The following is a 23203-nucleotide window of genomic DNA, read 5'->3' as shown; positions in this document are numbered from 1 at the left end:
CCGCTTGTTCGCGACCGCGCTGAGCCAACTGCGTTACGGCGCAGCAATTCTGACGAACCGTCGAATACGCCCGAGCGACCTGGAACGCCTCGCGCGGGACCTGGTCGCCACCATCGCCGAGTTCGGCGAGCCCGGCGAGGACTCCGCCCTGCTGCCCGGCCGGGCCGGACACGTCGACCCGCAGGTGCGGCGCGAGGTGGCCCGGCGCAGCCTGCGCGCCACCGCCCGCGCCGCCGCCCGGCACACCGCCCACTACCGCCGGCTGTTCGCCGAACTCGACCTCGACCCGGCCCGGTTGGAGCCCGAGGACTGGTCGCGCGTCCCCGTCACCCCCAAACAGGCGCTGCGCGCCCTGCCCGCCGCCTTCGTCTCGGACGCCGCCACCCCCGTCCTGATGGCGCTCACCACCGGCACCAGCGGCACCCCCACCGCGGTGTGGTTCTCCCGCGCCGAACTCGAGTGCGCCGTCGCCTTCAGCACCATCTCCGCCGTGCTCGGCCTCGGCCTGCGCCCCCGCCACACCGTCGCCTACGCCGGCTGCTCCCGCGCCACCCTGCCGCTCGTCAACGCCGAGGAGTCGGCCACCCGCGCCGGCGCCGGGTTCGTCCAGTTCGGCACCGTCGGCCCCGCCGTGGCCCTCGACCGCCTCGCCGCCCCGCTCGGCCTGCCCGGCAAGGACCCCCGGATCACCCACCTGACCACCTCCGCCTCCTACCTGGCCGCCCTCGTCCAGGAAGCCGAACAACGCAAGTGGCGTAGCGCCGACTTCGGCCTGCGGTCGATCAGCGTCGGCGGTGAGGTGCTCTCCGCGCCCCTGCGCCGCCGCGCCGAGGAGGTGTTCGGCGCCACCGCCACCTCCGCCTACCTGATGACCGAGATCCTGCCCTCCGGCGCCACCCCCTGCACCCGGGGCCACCTCCACCACACCACCGAGTTCGGACACCTCGAAGTCCTCGACCCGCTCACCTGGGAACCCACCGCCCCCGGCGCCACCGGCACCGTCGTGCACACCCCCTACGTGCCCTACCGCGACTGCACCCTGCTGCTGCGCTACGCCACCGGCGACCTCGTCCGCCTCCCCGCCGAGCCGCCCACCTGCGAACTCGCCCACCTCCCCGCCACCTCCGAGATCCTCGGCCGCTGGAACGGGCCGCTCAGCCGCACCGTCACCACCCGCGAGGTGCTCGACCTGGTCGAGGCCGAACCGGAGGTCCCGCTGCCCGCCCGCCACGCCCTCACCGAAGGCCCCGACGGCCCCCACGGACCCGCCCGCCTGCACCTGCTGGTCGACCGCCTGCCCGCCACCGCCCTGCGCGGCCGCCTGGAGGAGCGCGCCCACGCCGCCGGCCTGCGGCTGTCCGACATCGTGCTGTACGAGGACCGCGCCGCCATGCCGCCCACCGCACCCCTGCGCGCCGACCTGCGCGAGCACACCTTCGACACCCTCGACACTCCCGGCACCGCCGGCGGCCCCGGCGCCCTCGGCACACCACCGGCACCCCCGTCGCCGTCGACGGTCCCGGCCGGGGGAGGAACCGCATGACCGTCAGCCCCGCCGCCCTGGCCGCACTGAGCGCCGCCGTCGCCGCCGAACTGGCCCTGGCCGCCTGGTACCTCGCCCGGATCCGGATGCCCCGCCCCCCGGTCGGCGTCTACACCGGCGGCGACATCGCCGTCCTGTGCGCCGGCGTCGTCCTCGCCCCGCTGCTCTACACCGCCCTGCCCGGCGCCGCCGTCTCCGCCGTCTTCGGCCTCGTCGGCTGCCTGGCCGTCCAGTTCACCCTCGCCCCGCTGCTCGCCGCCGCCCGGCTGCGCGCCGCCCCCTGGTCCTGGGCCGCCGCCCTCACCGCCACCGCCGCCACCACGCTCGCCGCCCTCACCGGCCACCCCGGCGCCGCCCGGGCCGGCAGCGACCTGATGATCGCCGCCGCCGTCGTCGGCGTCGCCAACCTCTGGACCCAGAGCGGCCTGCGCTCCGTCCACACCGCCGCCCTGGCCGCCGTCCTCACCGCCTACGACCTCACCGCCACCACCCTCACCGACACCACCGCCCGCTTCTTCGAGCAGGTCCAGGACCGCCCCTTCGCCCCGATGCTCGCCCTCACCGGCGGCCCGGCCCCCGTCGCCGTCGGCCTCGGCGACCTGCTGCTGCTCGTCCTGTACCCGCTGGTCGCCGCCAAGGCCCACGGCCGCACCGCCGCCGCCGTCGCCGCCCTCGTCGGCCTGCTGACCACCAGCGCCGTCAGCGCCTGCTTCGCCCTCAACTGGCTCAGCACCGGATTCCCGCTGCTCACCGCGCTGGGCCCGCTGATCGTCGCCCAGCACCTGTACTGGCAGCGCCGCTCGGGCGGCGAGCGGACCACCGCCCAGTGGCGCGAGGGCCACCCGCTCCCGTTTCCTTCCGGTGCCGGACCCGGCACCGAGCCGGACGCGGCCCTCGCCGCCCCCGTCCCCGAGGGCGCACCCCCGGGTACTTAGTACGGCAACGGTGCTTACCGTGAAGCTTGTTGGGTTCGCTCGTTGGGCTGTTCACGGGTGGGGACATGTCCGATGTCGATGCTCGTTGCTGGTCGGACGGGCTCGCCGAACTGCATGAGCGGTTCGGTCACCGGTTCGCGCGGAGCGAGGCGCGGGATTCGGCGTTGGCCTACATGCGGGGTCTGCTGGCGCCGTTGGAACGCAAGAACGGCTGGACGGTGGCCGAGGAGGCCGGTCACGGCGGGCCGGACCGGATCCAGCGGCTGCTGAACCGGATCGACCGGGACGCGGACGGGGTGCTCGACGGCGTGCGCGAGTACGTCGTCGAGCACCTGGCCGATCCCGGTGGCGTGCTGATCGTGGACGACACCGGATTCCTGAAGAAGGGCGTGCGGTCGGCCGGGGTCCGGCGGCAGTACTCCGGCACCGCCGGGGCTTGTATCTGAATAACTGTCAGACTTGATCTCCCGTGTCGGCGGACTCGGGCAGAAGGGCTCGGAGCTGTTCCAGGGTGCGGGCGGGCGCCCCGGGCAACGGTGTGACGACGACGCGGTGCAGGTCCAACAGGCGGTGGCCGTCCTGGAACTGGTTGGAGAGATTGGTGCGGGTGACGCCCAGCAGCTGGGCCAGGAGGGTGCCGGTGATCACCCCGCGTCGGTGTAAGAGCGCTGCCAGGAGGCGGTGGTAGTGGTCGAGGCTGCTGGTCTGCGGGTGGAGGTAGCTGCGTGGACGGTGGAATCGCCGCTGGAAGGCCGCTTCGGCCAGGGCATCCCAGTACGGTTCGGAGACTGCGACCAGGCGTTCGAAGTCGGTCCGTGGCATTCCGGTCAGGGCGGGGTCGCTGAGCGTCGCGGTCAGGGCGGGGTCGATCCGCCGGGCGGCCGCCGGCGCCTCCGGAGGTCGGGGTGGAACGGGGGCGAGGGTGTAGTTCCAGTCGCCGTGGAACGTGGCGGGTGTGATCGGCAGGGCCTGGAACTCGGCAGCGGTCACCGTGGAGCCCAGGCGGTAGCTGCCGGTGTCCAGCTCGGCGCCGATGGTCAGCCCGGTGCGGGTGGTTGTCGCGGCGATCGTCTCGATCACGACCTCGTAGCTGGTGAGCGGTCGGCCGCGCCAGTTCGCGGTGATGTGGCAGAACATCCGGTGTTCGATCTTGTTCCATTTCGATGTGCCCGGCGGGAAGTGGCAGACCGTGATCTCCAGGCCGCTCTCCAGGGCGAAGGCGGCCAGGTGCTTCTTCCAGGTCCAGCGGCGTGGATCGTTGGAGCCGCCGGCGTCGGCGGTGATCAGCAGCCGGGTGGCGTTCGGGTGGTGCACCCGCCCGCGGCGCTGCCACCAGCGGCGTATGGACTCGACCGCGAACTCGGCGGTGTCGTGGTCGGTCCCGACGTTGACCCAGCCGGTGTTGGTGGCGATGTCGTAGATCCCGTAGGGGATGGCGACGGGCTGGTCGCTGGTGGTGAAGGTGTGGCAGTCGACCTTGATCGGGTCGTTGCCCGGCCGCCAGGTGCGGCCGGGTCGGTCGCGGTTGCCGAGCCATTCCTTGGCTTTGGTGTCGACGCTGATCACCGGCTGCCGGTCGTCGAGGAAGGCGGTGGCTGTGGCGTTGAGGTGGGCGAACTGGGCGTCGCGGTCCGGATGGCCGGCGCCTTCGGTGGTCTTGACGGTGCCCTGCAGGCTGTAGCCCAGGCCGTGCAGCAGGCGCCCGACGGTTGCGGCGCTGACCGGATGGCCCTGCGATGTGAGGGTCGAGGCCAGAGCCCGCAACGACAAGGTGGTCCATCGCAGCGGGGAGACCGGATCGCCCCGGGTGTGCGGCTCGATCAGTGCCTCGAGGGCCGGCACCAGGCCGGGATCGGTGACCGTCAACGGCTTGCGGCCGGCTCCCGGAGCTCGAACCCTCCTCGCCGCCGGCGGGTTTCCGGCCAGCTCGGTGACACCGCGCGAGATGGTGGACACGCCGGCCCCGGAGGCGGCAGCCACCAGCGCTATCCCACCGTGGCCGATCGCTGCGGCCTCACTGGCCAGGTAGAGCCGACGACGGCGCTCGTCGAGATGAGGCAGGATCCGATCGAACTTGGCCCGTAAGGCGGTGACAGGCGGACGCACAGGCATGGTCCACCATCCCACCAACTCCACCAGAGCAAGCAGTAATTGAAATACAAGCCCCCGGCCGCACCGAGAACTGCCAGGTCGGCGTCTTCCTCGCCTACTCCGGACCGCTCGGCCGGACCCTGATCGACCGGGCACTCTACCTGCCGAAGTCCTGGACCGACGACCGCGAGCGCTGCCGGGCCGCCGGGATCGGCGACGAGGTCGAGTCGCCCAGCGCGGTCCTGCCGTGCCCACCACACCGACCGGCTGCACCACGGCACCGCCCTCCACGCCCTGTCCCCCGGCGGTCGTCGCTTCCCTGCCCGCCGGGCGGGCAGGCGGGCGCCAGGTCAGTGTCAACTCCCGTTCTGCATAACACACTTGCCACTTGCTCGGCGGTCGTCGCGGGCCACACACTGGGGCTGGCTCGACGGGGAGAGGGGACGTCATGTGGGTGGTCCTGGTGCTTCTGCTGGGAGTGTCGGCGGCGGTGGCCGTGGCCGCCGTGCGCTGCTACGTCGGGCTGCGGGAGCTGCGCCGGGCGGAACAGCTGGCGACCGGGCGGGAGTTCGACCTGACACGGGTCGACCTCGCCTTCCTGGCCGGGAACCTGGGGGTGATGACCGTGACGGAGATGTACGAGCGCGGCCGATTGGTTGCCTCCCGCTCCGGTGACGTCACGCTGACCACGCCCGCCGCAGCCGGCACCGGCGCGGGAGCGGAGGGCGGTGCCGGAGACGAGTTCGAGGCGGCGGCCGTGCGCTCACTCGGGTCCGCGCGCACCGGCGATCTCACCACGCTGCGCTGGGCGGTGGAGAAGTCCCCGGAGGCGAAGGCCCTGCGCGCGCGGCTCGCGGCGCGGGGCCTGGCCGACGACGAGGACCTCGTCGAACGCGTATGCCGGGTGAACCGGCGGATGGAGGTGCTGATCGGCGCGGTGGTCCTCGCGTTCCTGGTCGCAGGGGCGTGGACGGGCGCGCACCGAGGGCTCTGGCCCGCCCCGCTGGCGGCCTTCCTGCTCGCGGCCTTCCTGCTGCCCTTCGCGGCCGCTCTGTGGATCAACCACGTATCGCTTCCGCTGCTACGCAACGCCACCGAGACGGGAGCCCGGGTACTGAAAGCCGCCCGAGCGGCCGAACCCCACAGCGGGACGGCAGCCGTGGCCCTGCGGGGACTCACCGCCCTGCCCGCCGACCACGAACTGCGTACCTGCGACGCCGCCTCCGACCGCCGGATGGCCGCCCAGGTGGAAGCCTCGATGCAGCAGCGCCTCTACACGTGCTCCGGCGAGGGGGGTTAGCTACGGGGCCTGGTACTCCAGCAGGACTTTCGACGTTTTGCCTGTTCAGAGGGCTGCGCGGTGGAGTGTAGTGGGTTGGTGCTCCATCAGGGGCGGTCTTCATGGGACCGCCCCTCGATCGTGTGCAGCCGACGTTGATAGTGGCAGCGGCGGGCGACGGCCTGGCGTTCCCGTCGCCAGATGGACCAGTTCAAGGCATGAGTGCGGGGCGAGCACCGTGGCGGACGCGGGCCGTGCGGACGGCCGGTTGCCAGGAGCCGCCGGATCTTCGCCACGGTGAGGTCGACCATGGGGCGGGAACCGTTTCTGCAGCCCCCTTTGACGCCGCTGCCGCCATCGCGGCCAGGAAGGCGTGGGCGAGCATGGCCAGGGTGATGTGTCGCATCCAGCCGGTGCAGCGGCGGACCTCGCACAAGACACGCCCTGCTCGCCCTCGCCGACGGCCGCGTCCTCGGCACCGGCCCCACCCCCGGCCACGCCCGCCGCCACGCCCGCAGCGACGCCCGCCGCCACGGCGCCGACACCCCCACCACCGCCCGGATGGTCCGACCGCTCCGGGCGCCGATGTCAGTGCCGGCCGTCATGATTCCCGCATGATCGAGACCGCAGCACCGCTCGCCTCCCCGTCCGCGTACGCCGACGCCGTCGCCACCGCCGTCCGGGCCGCCGCCGCGTACTACGGCGACGGCTCCACCCCGCTCGGGGACGACGAGTACGACGCCCTGCTGCGGGCCATCGCCGCCTACGAGAGCGCCCACCCCGGCCAGGCCCTGCCCGACTCGCCGACCGGAAAGGTGGCCGGCGGCGCCGCCACCGGCGACGTCCCGCACAGCGCGCCGATGCTCTCCCTGGACAACGTCTTCTCCGCCGAGGAACTGGAGTCCTGGGCCGCCGGCCTCGAACGGCGCCTGGGCCGGCCGGTCGCCGCCTGGTGCGTGGAGCCCAAGCTCGACGGCCTCGCCGTCGCCGCCCGCTACCGCGCCGGGCGCCTGCAGCAGCTGATCACCCGCGGCGACGGCCTCGCCGGCGAGGACATCACCCACGCCGCCGACGCCGTCCTCGGCCTGCCCGCCGAGCTCGCCGAGCCCGCCGACATCGAACTGCGCGGCGAAGTCCTGCTCACCCAGGAGCAGTTCGAGCACGCCAACCGGGTGCGCGCCGAGCACGGCGCCACCCCCTTCGCCCACCCCCGCAGCGGCGCCGCCGGCACCCTGCGGGCCAAGGACCGCCCCTACCGGATCGAACTGACCTTCTTCGGCTACGACGCCGTCGGCCCCGAGGGCCTCGACCACAGCGCCCTGCTGGACCACCTCGCCGTCCTCGGCGCCAACACCGCCGCCACCACCGACGCCCGCCCGCGGCACTGCGCGGGCATCACCGAGGTCCAGCGGCGGATCGAGGAGATCGCCGCGCTGCGCGCCGAACTGCCCTTCGGGATCGACGGCGTGGTGGTCAAGGCCGACCTGGCCGCCGACCGCGCCGAGGCCGGCCTGGGCTCGCGCGCCCCGCGCTGGGCGGTGGCCCGCAAACTGGCCGCCCAGCACAAGGTCACCCGGCTGCTCGGGGTGGAGTGGAACGTCGGCCGCACCGGGATCATCGCCCCGCGCGCCGTCCTCGAACCCGTCGTCATCGACGGCGTCACCGTCACCTTCGCCACCCTCCACAACCCCGCCGACATCGAACGGCGCGGGCTGATGATCGGCGACCAGGTCTTCGTCTACCGCGCCGGCGACGTGATCCCCCGGGTGGAGGCCCCGGTGCTCGACGCCCGCACCGGCGCCGAGCAGCCGATCGCCTTCCCCGAGGCGTGCCCGCGCTGCGGCGACGCCATCGACACCACCGAACAGCGCTGGCGCTGCACCCGCGGCCGCAACTGCCAGGCCGTGGCCTCCGTCCTCTACGCGGCCGGCCGCGACCAGCTCGACATCGAGGGCCTCGGCGGCACCCGCGCCGTCCAGCTCGTCGAAGCCGGACTGGTCGCCGACCTCGCCGACCTGTTCACCCTCACCCGCGAGCAACTGCTCACCCTGGAGCGGATGGGGGAGACCAGCGCCGACAACCTGCTCGCCGCGATCGCCACCGCCCGCACCCAGCCGCTCAACCGGGTCTTCTGCGCCCTCGGCATCCGCGGCACCGGACGGACCATGTCCCGCCGCATCGCCGCGCACTTCGGCAGCATGACGGCGATCCGCGCCGCCGACGCCGAAACCCTGGCCGGCGTCGACGGCATCGGCACCGAGAAGGCCCGCGTCGTCGCCGCCGAACTCGTCGACCTCGCCCCGCTGCTGGACCGCCTCGCCGCCCTCGGCGTGGGCACCGCCGTCACCGCCCCGACCGCCCCCGCCGTCGCGGCGGGGGAGAGCGGCACCGGCGAGGGGAGCGACGGCGGTGGCGACGGCGGACCGCTGGCCGGCGAGGCCGTCGTCGTCACCGGCAGCATGACCGGCGCCCTCGCCGACCTCTCCCGCAACCAGATGAACGAACTGATCGAACGCGCCGGGGGCAAGGCCTCCTCCTCGGTCTCCAAGCGCACCACCCTCCTGGTCGCGGGCGAGAAGGCCGGCTCCAAGCGCGCCAAGGCCGAGGAACTCGGCATCCGCATCCTCACCCCCGAGGAGTTCGCCACCCTGGTGGCCACCCACCTGGAGGCCTGACGACCGGCCGGCCACCGTCCGGGCCCCGAGCGGCCCCCGACCACGACCCCCGACCACGACCCCCGACCGCGACCGCCTCCGCCGGGTCCTCCCGAGGACCCGCCGGGGGCGGCGTCGTTCGCGGGGGTTGCGCACGGGCGGCGCGGGGAGCGCGACGGGCCGCCGGCGCTACGGGGAGTTGCCGTTGGCGGCGAGGCGGGCGCTCATGTCCGCGTGGGCGCGCTCGGAGCGGGTGTTGGCCGGGTCGTGGACGAGGCGCAGGTAGTCGTAGAGGATCCGCACGCACGCGTCGCGGGTGGAGCAGGGCGCGTCGGGGGCCAGGTCGAGGCCCCGGGTGATCTCCATCAGCCGGCCGTCGGCCGCGGCGTACACCGGGTGCCAGACGAGCCGCACCGCCGGGTCGAGCGCCATGACCACCCGCAGCTGCGGCACCTCCTGTGCGATCAGGACGCTCTCGGGGTCGTAGGCCCGCAGGAAGATGTGGACGGGGCCGCGGGCGCGGCTCACGAAGGCTTTGGACAGGACGTTCCACATCGGCGTCTTGAGCATCCAGTCCGGGGTCAGGGCCAGCCGGTCGACCACGCCGCCGAAGGCGGTGGCCTCCAGCGGGGTGTGGCCCTTGGCGAGGGCGTAGTCGCTGATCTCCCGGCCGCCCGACCACAGGGCCAGCGTCGGCGTGTCGATCTCCAGGTGGTCGCCGACGACCTTCACCAGCTCCTGGTACCAGCTGTTCGACGCGCGGTGGTCGCGCTGGTCCTGGCGTTCGGTGAACCGCGCCATGGCCTCGTCGTTGAGCCCTCCCTGGTCGGCGATGCCGCCGAGGACGAGCTGCCAGGCGATCTCCGTGACGTCCCCGGAGAAGCCCGCCCGGGCCATGTCCTCGCGGAACGTGCCCCACTCGCCGTGCCCGGTCGGGTCGGCGGCGTCGCGCCGCGCCTGCTCCCTGACCCCGGGGGCCTCCTGGCGCTGCAGCCGGCGCGTCACGGCCGCGTTGCCCACCGTCCGCTGGAGGGCCGCGAGTTCGGCCGGGTGCGGCGCCCTGCCGGGGGCGGCCGGCACCGCGGCCGGGCCCGGCGTCGTACGCCTCCTCGGCGCGGCCCCGGGCACCGGCGGCACCGAGTGTGTCACGGCCTTGCGCACGCTTCCCGGCCCTCCCGTTTCGCCGTCCGGCCCCCGGCCGTCGAGACTACGGCCCCGGCGCGGGCGTCCACGAGGGCCGAAAGGGCAGAGCGGGGGCAGCGCCCGGGGGCGGTGCCGACCCGTGGCCGCGCACGGCCGTCCGGGTGGACGTAGGACCAAGAGCCGATGCCCCCGCGCCCCGCACCCCGGTGGAATGGCCGGATGGATCACGTGCCACACCCCGAGCAGCCCCCCGCCGGCCTCACCGCCGCCCAGCGGTCCGCCTACCTCGACCGCATCGCCCTCCCCGACCCCGGAGCGCCCTCCCCGCAGGCCCTCGCCCGGCTCCAGCTCGCGCACCTGCGCACCGTCCCCTTCGAGAACCTGAGCATCCACCTCGGCGAGGGCGTCGACCTCGACCCCGCCGCCCTGCGGACCAAGGTCGTGACCCGCCGCCGAGGCGGCTTCTGCTACGAACTCAACGGCTCCTTCGCCGAGTTGCTCACCTCACTCGGCTACCGGGTCAGCCTGCTGGCCGCCCGTGTCTTCGACGGCGAACGGCTCGGCCCGCCGCTCGACCACCTCGCCCTGCGGGTGGACCTCGACGAGCCGTGGCTGGTCGACGTCGGCTTCGGCCGCTTCAGCCGCCACCCGCTGCGCCTGGACGAGCGCGGCGAACAGACCGACGCCGAGGGCGCGTTCACCCTCGTCCCGACCGGCGGGCACGGCGACCTGGACGTCCTGCTGGACGGCGCGCCGCAGTACCGCCTGGGCCCGCGCCCGTACGAACTCGCCGACTTCGCCCCGACCTGCTGGTGGCAGGCCACCTCGCCGCACTCCCACTTCACCCGCTCGACGACCTGCTCGCTGCCCACCGCGGACGGCGGGCGGGTGACCATCAGCGGAAACCGCCTGATCACCACCACCCCGGACGGCGGGCGCACCGAGCGGACCCTCGCCGACGACGAGGCCCTCGCCGCCTACCGCACCCGCTTCGGGATCGCGCTGGACCGCCTCCCGGCCCTGCCGGTCCTGCCGGTCTCCTCGGGCTGAGCGCTCGGCGGCCGCTGAGCCCTCAGCAGGAGCAGGCCGCGGCCGGCCCCGCCCGCCGGCTCGGCGAGCCGACCGCCCGAGCGGGACCGCCCCTCAGCCGTCGCCCCGCCCCGAGGGCCGAGGGCCGGTGATGCGGACCAGGTCCGGCCAGTACCGCGGCCCGTCGCTCTCGATCCGCCGCACGACGGGATCGATGGCGCCCAGGGTCGCACGGAGCCCGTCGACGACCTCCGCCAGCACCGTGTCGGCCTCGCCCGGCTGCTCCTCGCGGTCGCGGTCCATGACCTGCGCGCAGTGCTCCCCGGCCCGTCGGGTCTGCTCCAGCGCCGCCCACCACGGCCGGTCCAGGCCGGAGTCGGGGATGTGGAGGTGTCCCAGGGCGGTCCCGGCGGCGCGGTGGAGCGTGGTGCAGATCCCGGCGAAGCGGCTGCCGTCGAACCGCACCTGCTCGCCCGGATGCTCCCGCGCCGTCCGTTCGAGCACCTGGACCTCGTCGGAGAAGGCCTGGTACCCGTCGATGAGCGCCAGGATGTCCTGCTTACCACCGACCAGGTACCACATCAGCAGCTGGAAGACGCGCACCCGTTCGGACCGGGCGTCGGCCGGACGCTGCACCGCGAGCCCGCCCACCGAACCCGAACCCGAACCCGACGCCTGCACGGCGACGGGCCCCAGCGCCAGCGCCCCGACGAGGACCCCGGCGAGCACCGCCCGCCGGGGGCCGGAGCGCGCCACCCGGTCGGCGGTCTGCGGCCCGTCGCCCCGCCGCCGGACGAGCGCGAGCGGCAACCGCACCAGCGCCGCGGCCATCGCCGCCCCGAACAGCGCCGGCAGCACCGGGCCGGCCAGCACCTGCACCAGCGGCCAACTGCCCCGCGGTACCCACAGACAGCTGTCGCCCATGGTCCGCAACGGCCCGAGGCAGCCGTCCACCGACATCAGCAGGAACACCGCCACCAGCGCGCACGCCTGGGCGACCCCCGCCGCCACCAGCGCCCCGACGAGCCACAGCCGCCGGGACACCAGTGCCACGACCACCGCCGTGACCACCATCCCCGCCCAGATCGCGACCGTCAGCCACCACACGTACCGCAGCGCGAACCCGCTCCCGCGCTCACCCAGCGGCGGCCGGTCCGCGTGCAGCGCCGCCTTGACCGCCAGCACCCCGACCACGCACAAGGCACCGCCCAGCAGCCCGCGGCGCAGCGCCCGGCCGAGCCCCCGGTGCCCGCCGAGCAGCCACAGCAGGTACGGCAGCGCCCACAGCGCCCCCGCGGCCGCGGCGAAGGCTACGGTGCGCCCGTCCGTACCGAGACGCGGCAGCACGGCGGCGATCCACCCCAGCTCGGCCCGGTGCCGCTCCCACCCGTCGGGGAACTGCTGGAGCAGCACCTCCCGGATCCCGCCCTGGACCAGGAAGTCCCCGGCGGTGTACAGGTGGCCGCCCTTCGACCACCAGGTCAGCCCGGCCGCGGCGACCAGCACCGCCGCCGCCAGCGCCATCACCGCGGCCACCCGCCCGCGCCCCGGATCCAGCCCCAGCCGGGCGCACTGCACCAGCCACGGGACGTACGCCAACGCGCCGAGCAGCGGCACCAGCAGGGCGATCGGATGCTCCGGGAGCCAACCGCCGCCGGCGGTGATGTCCACGGTCAGCTCGCCGACCACCAGGCCGGCGCCCAGCCACAGCCCCGCCCGCAGCCCGTCCGGCCCGGCCGTCCCGCGGTGCGCCGCGTACGCCGTCGACCGCCAGGCCGCCACCGCGAGGATCGTCGCCGTCGGCACGGTGGCCAGCCACACCCCGACCGTCCCGTCGGCAAAGGGGGGCAGCAGCAGGGGGACGGCGATACCGGCCGCGCCCACCAGGAACGTCTGCAACGGCGCCAGGGTGAACAGCGCCGCCGGGTCGTCCAGCGCCCGGCGCCGCTGCGCCCAGGTCGGATGCGACCGCCAGAGGCGGCCGAGCCGGGCGGCCGGGCCCGCGGGGTCGCGCACGTCCCACACCCGCCGGTCGGCGCCGAGGGCGACGGCGTCCGCGTCCGCGTACAGCTCCCGGTGGCGCAGCGTGTCGGCGCGGGCCAGGACCACCAGCAGCGCCATCCCCAGCGCGGTGGCCGTCTGCCGCACCAGCGGCGCCCGCCCGGCCGGCCAGAACACCCGGTCGGCGCCCACGAAGAGCCCGAACTCCGCGCCCACCAGCGTCCCGCCGACCACCAGCACGAACGGCAGGGCCACCAGCAGTGCGAACACCCGCCACAGGGCGGTGACCGCGTACCCCAGGTCCACGTCCCGGTTGCGGATGTGTGCGAACTCGTGGAGCACCACGGCCCGGAACCCGGCCGGATCGCTGTGCCGGCTCACCGAGAGCCCCGCGTACAGGCACACGGTGCGCCGGCGCGCGTGGCCGAACGCCACCGCCCCCGGGCCGAGCCGGCGCGGGTCCACCACGAACTCCGGTACCACGGGCAGCCGGGCCTGCCCTGCCAGGCGCTCCAGCTCCTCCCGCAGCTGCCCGTCCACGGGCACCAGCCGGCGCGAGCGCCGGCGCCAGCGGGGCAGCAGCAGGTACAGCGTCGCGGCCGCGGCCAGCACCAGCGCCAGCGCGACGGGCACCGGCCACGACGGGTCGTCCGGTCCGGCGGCCAGGCAGGCGCGCAGGGCCGGGTCCGTTCCCGGGGCGACTCCCAGTTGCGCCAGGAAGTCCCCGTTGGGGTCGAGCCCGGCGGCCAGCTTGCAGGCGTACTCCGTCGCCCTGCCCTTGCGGACCAGCTCCAGCATGGTCGTCAGCATGTGGTGGCCGGCGACGACCATGGACAGCAGCAGCAGGCCGAAGCGCAGGGCGGTTCCGGCGGGCAGTACCCGTGGGTCGAGGGCCGGCGGGACGGCGGGCGGCTCCGGTGGCATCGGTGGCACCGGCGGCGCGGCGGGTGCGCTCACGCCGGTGGCTCCGGGAGGAGCGGTGCGCCGGACCCGCGCCCGGCCCCGGAGCCGGGTTCCGCCGGGGGAGCGGGCGCGCCCGGCTCCATGGCCAGCCGGGCCACCACGCAGTCCGCGAGCGCGCCGGCGGCCGGCTCGTCGAACCCGGCCTCGCGGGCACCCGTGCGCACCCGGGCGTGGACGGCCGCCAACTGCCGTTCGTCCAAGGGCGGTACGGGCGGCTCCACCGCGGGCCGGGCGCGCCCGCGCCGCCACAGCCGCCGCAGCCCGCCGCCCGCGCGCCTCACGCCGGCACCGACCGCGGCCCGGCACGCCTCGTCCACCGCCATCCACACCACCGGGGTGGCCAGCGCGGCCGCCTCGGCCAGCCCGAACCCCAGCGGCTCGCCGCGCTGCCGGCGTCCGAACAGCGCCACCACCTCCTCGGAGGACAGCCCGTCCAGCCCCCGCAGCAACGGCAGTTCCTCCGGCGCCAGCCGTGTCACCACATCCACGACGACGTCCCGAACCGATCCGGCCATCCGCCCGACCTCCCAGCTGATCTTTCGTCAACTGATGGTGTGCTGGCGGAACTTACCCCAGTCGGAGCTTCGTCATCCAGGAAGTTTTCCGACCGTGCCCTGCGGACGGGCCCCGGGTCCGGCGGCGCGGCGGGGCGCCGGCCCGCTCTGCCCTCGGCGAATCCGCCGCGGGCAGAGCGGCCGCATCCGGGGGCCCTCCCGGGTCGAGAGTGGAGTGGACGGCGAGTTCCGCCCCCCGCCTCGACAAGGAGACCCGATGGCCCCGCTCACCACGCCCCCGCCCCGCGCGGCGGAGGGCGACACCCCGCCCAGCGCCTTCGACGACCACCTCGCGGCGCAGCTGCTCGCCCAGCGGATCGTGCTGCTCGGCACGCAGGTCGACGACGTGTCGGCGAACCGGGTGTGCGCGCAGCTGCTGCTGCTGTCGGCGGAGGACCCGCGCACCGACATCAGCCTGTACATCAACAGCCCCGGCGGCTCGGTCACCGCGGGGCTGGCCGTCTACGACACCATGCGGCTCGTCCCGAACGACGTCTCGACGCTGGCGATGGGCTTCGCCGCCAGCATGGGCCAGTTCCTGCTCACCGTGGGGGCGCCCGGCAAGCGCTTCGCCCTGCCGAACGCGCGGATCATGATGCACCAGCCCTCGGCGGGCATCGGCGGCACCGCCGCGGACATCGAGATCCAGGCGGAGAACCTCCAGTTCACCAAGCGGGCCATCGAGCGGATCACCGCCGAGCACACCGGGCAGAGCGAGGAGACCATCGCGCGCGACGGCGACCGGGACCGCTGGTTCACCGCCGAGCAGGCCAGGGAGTACGGGCTCGTGGACCGGGTGGTGGAGTCGGTCGCCGACATCCGCCCGGCCGCCTCCCGCCGACGGATCGGACTGTGACATGGGCTCGTACACGGTTCCCTACGTCGTCGAGCGCACCGCGCAGGGCGAACGCACCTACGACGTCTTCAGCCGGCTGCTGAACGAGCGGATCGTCTTCCTCGGCACCGAGATCGACGACTCGGTCGCCAACGTGGTCATCGCCCAACTCCTGCACCTGGAGTCGGAGAACCCGGAGCGGGAGATCTCGATCTACCTCAACTCGCCCGGCGGATCGTTCACTTCACTGATGGCGATCTACGACACGATGACCTTCGTGCAGGCGCCGATCTCCACCTTCTGCGTCGGCCAGGCCGCCTCCACGGCGGCGGTGCTGCTGGCCGGCGGGGACCCGGGGCGGCGGTTCGTGCTCCGGCACGCCCGGGTGCTGCTCGGTCAGCCGGCCAGCGGCGGCCGGCGGGGGACGGTCTCCGACCTCAGCCTCGCGGCCAAGGAGATGGTCCGCATCCGCGCGCAGGTGGAGGAGGTCCTGTCCCGGCACACCCACCACGACGCGGCGACGCTGCGCGCGGACATGGACCGGGACAAGGTGCTCTCCGCCGAGGAGGCCGTCGCCTACGGGATCGCCGACCAGGTGCTGAGCCGGCGCTTCGCGTCCGGGTGAGCCGCGCGCGGCCGGGCGACGGCAACGGCAGGGGGCGAGCCCCTGCCGTACCCCGTACCCGGCCGCCGCGGTGCCGCGCCGCGGTCAGGCGACGAGGCAGAGTCCGTCGTACCGCCCCGTGGGCGAGGTGCGGCCCCGGCCCGCGAGGCCCCGGTCGACCCGGCTCGGGGCGTAGCGGGCCAGTTCGTCCTGGGCGAGCGAGAGCAGGTCCGCGAGGCCGAGCCCCAGCGCCCGGGCGGCCGCCGCGAGCACCTCGGAGGAGGCCTCCTTGCGCCCGCGCTCCAGCTCCGACAGGTACGGCATCGAGATCCGGGCCGCCTCTGCGACGTCCTTCAGCGTGCGCTCCTGGGCGAGCCGCTCGCGCCGCAGCACGTCGCCGACGACGTCGCGCCACAGCGGCTCCCTGCGCGCGGGCGTCCGCGGGGGGCGGGACTCCCCGCCGGACGCGGGCGGCGAGGCGTGCGGGCGCAGGGGGATGACGCGGGCTTCGTTCGGCGCTTGAGTGCTCACCCCTTCAGCCTAGGGACCGGGGGCCCGGGGGGAAGAGCACGGCGTTCTGCCCTGGGTGAATCCGCCCCTCCCCGCCCGCCTCGCCCGTCCCGCGCGGGCGCCGCCCGGCGGCCGGGTGCTCACCCGCAGGACACCGGACTGTCGCAGGCCCGTGGTAACCATGGGGCCGTGGACACCACGGAGCCGTCGCCGCTGCCCCTGCCGCCCCTGTCGCCCGCCGCCGAAGCCGCGTTCGGGCGCGGGCGCGAGGCCGCGGACGAGGGGGAGTGGGAGCGCGCCCGCGACCTGTTCGAGGAGGCGGTCCGCGGCGCGGGGCCGGAGCTGCTGTGGCATGTCGTCGAGGCCTGCGGCGAGAGCGACGAGGCCGCGTTCTGGATGCGGCGGGCGGCCGTCTCGGAGAGCGAGCCGGGCGGCATCACGGTGGATCCGCACACGCTGCCCATCGAGCGGACCCGCCCCGGCGCTGTTCCCTGCCAGGTCTTCGGAGTGGCCGTCAGGTCCGACGACCCGGCGCGCGCGGTCGCGGCGCTCACCGCCGCCGAGCCCCGGCTCATGCTGGTCTTCGAGGACGGCCGCGAACTCTCGCCGGAGGAGGCCGAGGACGCCTGGGACGAGGAGATGCCGCCCTACAGCCCCAACCACGCCGCCGTCGACGCCTCGATCCCGTACGTGCGGCTGGACTGCAAGGGCCTGGTCCTCCCGCACATGGCCCGCACCGTCCTGCGCATCGTCGCGGACGAGCTGCGCAGGGCCGGGGTGCGGCGGGCGCACCTGTTCAGCCCGGAGCTCCCGGACGGCCGGGAGGGGTCCTGAGGCGTCGTCCCGGGCCCGGAGCCGCCCGTGGACCGCGGCGTCGGGGCCGGTGCCGGGCCCCTGTATGTTGATCACTCGCCGATCCTGTCGGCGTCCCGTCCCAGGGGGTTGACGCGCGGGCCCGGCACGAGGTGGCGGCCGTTTCGCGCGGGGCGGGTCGCCGCCGCCGGGGAGCCGGGAACGACCCGGACGACCCGGAGGACCCGGGGGCGCCCCGGAAGGACCCCGGAGGAACCCGGGAAGGACCCCGCCCCGGGGCCGGACGGCAGCAGCTCATCGTCTCGACGTTTCCGAAGGATCCCGCATGACCGTTCCCGTCCCGCCCGACAGCAGCCCGCAGTCCGCCGAGGAACCGGCTGCCACCGACCCGTGGGCGCCGCTGACCCCGGGCCAGGGCGAGACTCCGGCCCCCGCGTCCGTCACCGCTCCCGCTCCCGCCCCCGCCGGGGCACCCGGCGTGCCGCCCGCCCCGGGCGCGGCGCCCGCGCCCGGCGTGCCGTACTGGCCGCCGTACCCGATGCCGATGCCCGCCCCGCAGCCCCGCAACGGCCTGGGCATCGCCGCCCTGGTGCTCGGCATCGTCGGTGTCGTCCTCGGCCTGGTCGTCATCCTGTTCTGGCTGTCCTGGCTGCCGGCCCTGCTCGCCGTCGTGTTCGGCGCCATCGGCCTGGGCTACGCGCGCAAGGGCACGGCGACCAACCGGGGGATGGCCCTGGCGGGCGTGATCCTGGGCGTCACCGGCCTGCTGGTCTCGGTCGGCGCCGGGGTGTTCGTCGTCTCCCGGGTGCAGGCGGTCAACGAGGAGCGGCGGGCCGAGGCGGACGCCGCGCGCGCCCGCTCGGAGGCCGCGACCAAGGCCGCCCAGGAACGGGCCGCCCAGGAGAAGCAGCGGATCGACGCGGAGCTGAAGCGGATCGAGGCCGAGAAGGAGAAGGCGGCCGCGGAGGAGCGGGCCCGGCACCTGTCGTTCGGCCAGACCTACACCTACGGGGACGGGCTGAAGGTCACGACGGCCGCGCCGGAGCCGTACTCCCCGCTCCTGACCGTGTACCAGCCGCCCAAGGACGCCACGATCGTCCAGCTGAGGATCACCGTCGTCAACACCGGATCCCAGGAGCTCCCGCTCAACGGATCGGGACTGCCCACGGTCAGGGACGCCAAGGGTGCCCTGCTCTTCTCGCTGAGCGACGGGAGCGACAAGCTGAAGCTCATCACCGGCTCGCTGGCCCCGGGCCAGGAGGCCACCGGCGTGTACGCGTACGCCCTGCCGAACGGCACGGACCGGATCTCGGTCGAGTTCACCTACGGCCTCCTGCTCCAGCGCAAGACCGTCGCCTGGACCGGCCCCATCGGCTGACCCGGCGCCGCCCCCGTCCCACCGGCACCACGGGCACCACGGGCGACGCCACGGGAAACACCGTTCCCACCAGCCCGCCCCCGCAGGAAAACTGACGGATTATCAGGCGAGTCACGAATTGGCAACCGAGGTCCGGGTCCGCGGCGATACACCTGTGGCGGACCGACCGGTTCCCCTATTCTCCATCCGGCGCGGCGCACTCCCGCCGCGCCGGAGGACAGGGGGGTCGCGGTGGTTCTGGACGGACGGGCGGCTGTGTTCAAGGCCGTCGTTCCCTCGCTGGTCGGCCTCGAACTGTCGGGGCCCGAACCCGGGGGCGGCACCCGGCTGCGCATCCCGGCCGGGATCCCGCTGCTGATCGAGTGCTCCGGCGGGCGCCTGACCGGCAGGACCACCCTCCTGAAGACCCTGGAGGTGCGGTACGCCGAGCGCCTGCCCCAGGCCTACGCGGACCTCGGGCGCGCGGACTTCGGCCGCCCCGGCCTCGCCCTGCCCGCCGAGAACGAGGCCCCCCGGCTGAGCAACGCCTCCCACACCTCGGACCTGCTCTTCCACCTGCGGTACGAGCTGAGCCGGCGGGCGAGCAGGTTCGGCGCGGGCCTGTCCTTCCCCCGGCTCACCCAGGGCCTGCTGGCGGTCACCAGCTGGCAGGCCGTCGGGCCCGGCGAACTGGAGGCCGCCGGGCGGCGCCTGGAGAGCCTGCTGCGCGAGAGCCAGCCCGACGCCCAGGCGCGCCGGGACAAGGTGGCGGGCTGGACCAGACAGGTGGCCCCGAACCTCGGCACCGTCGTCGGGCTGGGCCCCGGGGTCAACGAACTCGTCGCCTCGCTCGCCGACATCGTCGCCACCGAACTGCTCGGCGCCCGCGCCAACAACAAAGGCCTGCGCTGGTGGGCCGAACGGCGGGTCAGCGCCCAGGGCGAGGCGAACGTCCAGCTCTCCGAGCTCGCCCGCGGCTTCCGCGGCAACCCGCACGACCGCGGGCGCGCCGAGCGCCACCTGATGGCCGCCCTCCTGGCGGACATCGACGACCACTACACCTGGGCGCGACTGAAGAACCGGGTGCCGCGCCCGCTGCTGCTCCTGGACAACGCCCACACCCCGCTCGGCCGCCCGGTCCTGGACATGCTGACCGAGGTCTGGCACGAGGAGACGGTCCGGACGCGGCCGGGCGTGGTCGTCACCGTCCTGGCACCGGAACCGGCCACCCCCGACCCCGAGAGCACCACCGCGACGACACGCAACGCCACCGGCCCGTTCTGGCGCGCGGACCGGCCGCAGACACCGGCCGGCTGGGCCCTGCGGCTGCCGCTGGCCCGGCTGACCCTCGACGAGGTCACGTGGATGTTCGGCACGGACCACCCCGGGCCCGACATCGCCCAGTTGATCCACCGCCTCAGCGCGGGCCGGGCCGGCATCGCCCACGTCCTGGTCCGGGCCGTCCGACGGGCCGTGCGCCTCGGGCAGAGCCCCGACCCGCGCACCCTGTTCGACCTGCCCGCCGAGGACGAGCCCGGCACGCCGGCGCACGAGCGGCTGCTGCGCCTCCTGGTCCCCGACGACACCGCCCGGGAGCGCCTGACCAACTTCGCCCCGGCGCTCGACGAGGACGCCGCCCACGCGCTCGACGCCCACTACCCGCCCGGCGACAACGGGACCCTGCGCGTCCAGACGACCAGAGGGCTGCTGCAGCACGACCACTGGGGCGCCCACCCGTGGCCGGGCATCGGCGCGCCGTTCGTCGGCGACCCCACCCTGCGCGCCCTGCTCGGCCACCGCCTGGTCACCGCGCTCGACGCGACCCCCGGGGCCGAGCGGTGGCACGACATCCACGAGACCCTCTGCAACCGCTACGCCCCGCAGACCGCCGCCCCGCAGGCCGCCGCCCCGCAGGCCGCGGCCCCGCGCAACGCCGCCCCGCCCGACGACCGCTTCCTGCACCACTCCCTCGCCGTCCTCGACACGGGCACCGTCGTGCGCGCCCTCCACCGGCGCCTGGCCGGCCACGACACGGCCGGCTGGCTCACCGCCCTCAACCTGGTCTGCGCCGCGCCGCACCCGCCCCGGAACCTGACCGCCCTCGCGGCCCAGCCCGAGGACCGCCCGGCCTGCGGGGGCGCCGGCACCCCCGTGCACCAGGCGGTCGAGTTCCTCGTCGACGCGCTGTGGCAGCAGTCGCACCCGCTCGCCCCGCCCGACGAGCGGCTGATCGGGAGCGTCCAGCTGCAGCTGCTCACCCTGGCCCAGCTCGCCGGGGCCGCCCACCAGACGGTGTTCTTCCACGCGTACGAGACCTGGCCGCAGCTCCTGCGGCGCTGGGTCCAGGCCCCCCACCTCCCGATCTGAGGAGACCCCCGACCATGAGCGTTCTGCCCGACGGTCCCCTGAACCGCGCGCTGGCGGCCGTCCTCGCCGCCGCCGTCCTGGCCGCCGGGGGCTATCTGGGATACGAGTACCTGCTGGTCGACGACCCCTCCTGCGCCCCCGGCGTGGAGCGGCGCGGGGACCGGCACGAGTGCGTGGGCGTCACCGACGGCGCCTACGTCTTCACCGACGAGCTGAAGCAGGTCACCGCCCGCATCAAGGCCGAGAACGACCGCGTGGCCGACAGCTCGCCCGTCACCGTCGCCCTGATGATCCCCATGACCTCCGCCGCGCCCGCCGAACGGCGCGAACTGGTCGAACAGGTGCAGGGCGCCTACCTGGCCCAGCACTGGGCCAACGACGACCGGAACAAGAACAAGCGGCAGCCCCCGATCCGGCTGGTGCTGGCCAACCCCGGCCGCGGCTACCTGCAGTGGCGCGCCGTCGCCGACCAGCTGGCGCAGGCCGCGGCCGACGGGAAGCAGAACCTGCGGGCCGTCACGGGCATCAACATCAGCATCGCCGAGACCGAACAGGCCGTGCGCTACCTCACCGCGGACAAGCACATCCCGGTCGTCGCCGGCCCCATGACCGCGGACGACATCAAGAACACCGCCGCCGACCCGCGCCGCTACCCGGGACTGGCGCGCATCGCCCCCGGCAACGCCGACCAGGCGGGCGCCCTCACCTCGTACGGGGCGGCCATCAAGCCCGAAGAGGCCCTGGTGATCGAGGACACCCGCGACAACGACAACTACCTCGCCACCCTGCGCCAGACCTTCGAGAAGCTCACCAAGGGCGCCCCCAACGCCCCGGAGACCTACCAGTCGCCGCCCGACTTCAACGACGAGGGCAACCTCGCCAACGACTTCCACCAGATGGTGCCGAGCATCTGCACCTCCGCCGCCACGACCCTCTACTTCGCCGGCCGCCCGGTCCAACTGCGCCAGTTCCTGGTCGAACTGGGCAACCGGAAGTGCAACAAGCACTACACCGTCGTCACCGGCTCGCACGCCTCCACCCTGATGGTCGACGAGAAGTTCGCCGACAAGTGGGACGCCCTCAGCACGGGCGCCGGCATCACCGTGCGCTACACCGCCCTCGCCCACCCCGACACCTTCGGGGAGAAGAGCACCGAGGGCCCCGGCGGCTCCAAGGCCGCCTCGAAGGAGCTGGCCGACCTGCTGGGCGAGCCCGACACCAAGGCACCCGACGCGATCGGCCCCGCCGACCTGCGCGACGGCCGCGTGATCATCACCTACGACTCGGTCTCCACCGCCGTCGCGGGCATCCGCAACCAGACGGTGGGGAACGTGAGGACGCCCTCGACGGACGACGTCGTCCAGAGCTGGCGACGGCTGCACGGCGACAACCGGGTCGACGGCGCGAGCGGCTGGATCTGCCTCGACCAGTACGGCAACCCGTACAACAAGGCCGTGCCCGTCGTCCACCTCGACCCGGTCACCAGGAACGCCGTCCTGGACACCCTCGCCTGGCCCCTCGGCCACGCCCCCGACCCCAACTGCTCGATCGGCAGCGACGGCTGACCGGGCCGCGGCGCCGCGGCCCGGCCTGCGCCCGACGGCCCGGGCCCGCCGGTAGCCTGCCCGCGTGGACCCCGCTACGCCGCCACCCGCGGCACAGGAACCCGCAGAACCGCAGCCCGCGACACCGCAGCCCACGGCACCGCAGCCCGCGACGGACCGGCCCGTGCTCTACGAGCGGGCCGGCCACGTCGCACGCGTCACCCTGAACCGGCCCCACGTCCTCAACGCGATGGACCGGCGGATGCACGCCGAACTCGGCGCGGTCTGGGACGAGGTCGAACGCGACGACGAGGTGCGGCTGGTCGTGCTGACCGGCGCGGGCGAGCGCGCCTTCTCCGTCGGACAGGACCTCAAGGAACGGGCCCGGCTCGACCGCGAGGGACACCCGCCGACGAGCTTCGGCTCCCGGGGCCAGCCGGGCTCGCCCCGCCTGACCGACCGCTTCACACTGTCCAAACCCGTCCTGGCCCGGGTCCGCGGCCACGCCCTCGGCGGCGGCTTCGAACTCGTCCTCGCCTGCGACCTGGTGATCGCCGCACAGAGCGCCGTCTTCGCCCTGCCCGAAGCCGCCCTCGGCCTGATCCCCGGCGCGGGCGGGGCCTTCCGGCTGGCCCGGCAGATCCCGCTCAAGGCCGCGATGGGCTACCTGCTGACCGGCCGCCGGATGCCGGCCCACGAGGCACTGGCCCTCGGACTGGTCAACGAGGTCGTCCCGGACGACCAGCTGGACGCCTGCGTCGAGCGGTGGACGGCCGACCTGCTGCGCTGCGCCCCCCTGTCCCAACGCGCCCTGAAGGAGGCCGTGCTGCGCTCGGTCGACCTGCCGCTGGAGCAGGCCTTCACCACCCGCTACCACTGGGAGCAGGTCCGCCGGGCCAGCGAGGACGCCCGGGAGGGGCCGCGCGCCTTCGCCGAGAAACGCGCACCCGTGTGGCGCGGGCGCTGAACCGGCCCCCTCCG

The 23203-nt window shown here is 74.8% G+C and carries 17 protein-coding genes and 2 pseudogenes; 14 read left to right on the top strand and 5 right to left on the bottom strand.

The features are described from left to right. Positions 1-4 precede the first annotated feature (4 nt). The 3 genes and pseudogenes from ACGFSC_RS11730 to ACGFSC_RS11720 form a co-directional block, all read left to right on the top strand. Complete coding sequence (locus ACGFSC_RS11730; RefSeq protein WP_359906269.1) at positions 5-1543, top strand: phenylacetate--CoA ligase family protein; 1539 nt, start codon at positions 5-7, stop codon at positions 1541-1543. After that, positions 1540-2478, top strand: a complete 939-nt coding sequence (locus tag ACGFSC_RS11725) for a hypothetical protein (protein ID WP_359906272.1) — start codon at positions 1540-1542, stop codon at positions 2476-2478. Before ACGFSC_RS11730 ends, ACGFSC_RS11725 begins: the two co-directional genes overlap by 4 nt. 65 nt (positions 2479-2543) lie before the next feature. Further along, positions 2544-2912, top strand: a pseudogene (locus tag ACGFSC_RS11720) (transposase); the annotation flags it as partial. Between the two features lie 19 nt (positions 2913-2931). Here ACGFSC_RS11720 and ACGFSC_RS11715 read toward each other — a convergent pair. Beyond that, positions 2932-4590, bottom strand: coding sequence for an ISAzo13 family transposase (locus tag ACGFSC_RS11715; protein ID WP_392863065.1), 1659 nt, complete (start codon positions 4588-4590; stop codon positions 2932-2934). Positions 4591-4646: 56 nt separating this feature from the next. On the opposite strand from ACGFSC_RS11715, the pseudogene ACGFSC_RS11710 reads away from it, so the two are divergent. From ACGFSC_RS11710 to ligA, 3 genes and pseudogenes are all read left to right on the top strand, one after another. Next, positions 4647-4796 (top strand): annotated as a pseudogene (locus tag ACGFSC_RS11710) (transposase); the annotation flags it as partial. A gap of 227 nt (positions 4797-5023) precedes the next feature. Then, on the top strand, positions 5024-5869 hold the full coding sequence (locus ACGFSC_RS11705) for a TIGR04222 domain-containing membrane protein (protein WP_359906275.1): 846 nt from the start codon (positions 5024-5026) through the stop codon (positions 5867-5869). 593 nt (positions 5870-6462) lie between these two features. Next, a complete protein-coding gene (ligA, locus tag ACGFSC_RS11700) occupies positions 6463-8523 on the top strand; it encodes an NAD-dependent DNA ligase LigA (protein ID WP_359906278.1) in 2061 nt (686 codons plus the stop codon). A gap of 168 nt (positions 8524-8691) precedes the next feature. Here the strand turns inward: ligA and ACGFSC_RS11695 are convergent, their stop codons facing one another. After that, positions 8692-9663 carry a hypothetical protein gene (locus ACGFSC_RS11695; RefSeq protein WP_359906281.1) on the bottom strand — a complete coding sequence of 324 codons (972 nt, stop codon included), beginning with the start codon at positions 9661-9663 and terminating at the stop codon, positions 8692-8694. Between the two features lie 201 nt (positions 9664-9864). Here ACGFSC_RS11695 and ACGFSC_RS11690 point away from each other — a divergent pair, with 201 nt between their 5' ends. Beyond that, positions 9865-10695 carry an arylamine N-acetyltransferase gene (locus ACGFSC_RS11690; RefSeq protein ID WP_359906284.1) on the top strand — a complete coding sequence of 277 codons (831 nt, stop codon included), beginning with the start codon at positions 9865-9867 and terminating at the stop codon, positions 10693-10695. Positions 10696-10788: 93 nt separating this feature from the next. Here the strand turns inward: ACGFSC_RS11690 and ACGFSC_RS11685 are convergent, their stop codons facing one another. Together ACGFSC_RS11685 and ACGFSC_RS11680 are read right to left on the bottom strand one after the other, a co-directional pair. Continuing rightward, complete coding sequence (locus tag ACGFSC_RS11685) at positions 10789-13632, bottom strand: M56 family metallopeptidase (RefSeq protein ID WP_359906287.1); 2844 nt, start codon at positions 13630-13632, stop codon at positions 10789-10791. Then, entirely contained in the window at positions 13629-14153 is a 525-nt protein-coding gene (locus ACGFSC_RS11680; RefSeq protein WP_392863061.1) for a hypothetical protein, read from the bottom strand. Before ACGFSC_RS11680 ends, ACGFSC_RS11685 begins: the two co-directional genes overlap by 4 nt. A 256-nt stretch (positions 14154-14409) precedes the next feature. Here ACGFSC_RS11680 and ACGFSC_RS11675 point away from each other — a divergent pair, with 256 nt between their 5' ends. After that, positions 14410-15048 (top strand): ATP-dependent Clp protease proteolytic subunit, encoded by a 639-nt coding sequence (locus ACGFSC_RS11675; RefSeq protein ID WP_359906292.1) that lies wholly within the window; start codon positions 14410-14412, stop codon positions 15046-15048. A 1-nt stretch (position 15049) separates the two neighbouring features. Then, on the top strand, positions 15050-15652 hold the full coding sequence (locus ACGFSC_RS11670) for an ATP-dependent Clp protease proteolytic subunit (protein WP_359906295.1): 603 nt from the start codon (positions 15050-15052) through the stop codon (positions 15650-15652). A gap of 84 nt (positions 15653-15736) precedes the next feature. Here ACGFSC_RS11670 and ACGFSC_RS11665 read toward each other — a convergent pair whose 3' ends face one another. Further along, positions 15737-16162 carry a helix-turn-helix transcriptional regulator gene (locus ACGFSC_RS11665; RefSeq protein ID WP_359906298.1) on the bottom strand — a complete coding sequence of 142 codons (426 nt, stop codon included), beginning with the start codon at positions 16160-16162 and terminating at the stop codon, positions 15737-15739. Positions 16163-16330: 168 nt separating this feature from the next. On the opposite strand from ACGFSC_RS11665, the gene ACGFSC_RS11660 reads away from it, so the two are divergent. The 5 genes from ACGFSC_RS11660 to dpgD all read left to right on the top strand — a co-directional run bounded on the left by ACGFSC_RS11660 (position 16331) and on the right by dpgD (position 23189). After that, positions 16331-16975, top strand: coding sequence for a hypothetical protein (locus ACGFSC_RS11660; protein ID WP_359906301.1), 645 nt, complete (start codon positions 16331-16333; stop codon positions 16973-16975). Between the two features lie 304 nt (positions 16976-17279). Then, entirely contained in the window at positions 17280-18332 is a 1053-nt protein-coding gene (locus tag ACGFSC_RS11655; protein WP_359906304.1) for a DUF4190 domain-containing protein, read from the top strand. A gap of 231 nt (positions 18333-18563) precedes the next feature. Beyond that, positions 18564-20678: a hypothetical protein gene (locus ACGFSC_RS11650; protein ID WP_359906307.1), complete on the top strand. Its 2115-nt coding sequence runs from the start codon at positions 18564-18566 to the stop codon at positions 20676-20678. 14 nt (positions 20679-20692) lie between these two features. Continuing rightward, entirely contained in the window at positions 20693-22243 is a 1551-nt protein-coding gene (locus ACGFSC_RS11645) for a hypothetical protein (protein ID WP_359906310.1), read from the top strand. Positions 22244-22307: 64 nt separating this feature from the next. After that, on the top strand, positions 22308-23189 hold the full coding sequence (gene dpgD, locus ACGFSC_RS11640) for an enoyl-CoA-hydratase DpgD (RefSeq protein ID WP_359906313.1): 882 nt from the start codon (positions 22308-22310) through the stop codon (positions 23187-23189). The last annotated feature ends 14 nt before the right edge of the window (positions 23190-23203 follow it).

It is taken from the genome of Kitasatospora sp. NPDC048715 (genome assembly GCF_043198905.1).
Classification (GTDB): Bacteria; Actinomycetota; Actinomycetes; order Streptomycetales; family Streptomycetaceae; genus Kitasatospora; species Kitasatospora lactacystinica.
The sequence above is the reverse complement of the archived record's forward strand: the minus strand, read 5'-3'. Positions and strand labels throughout refer to the sequence as shown.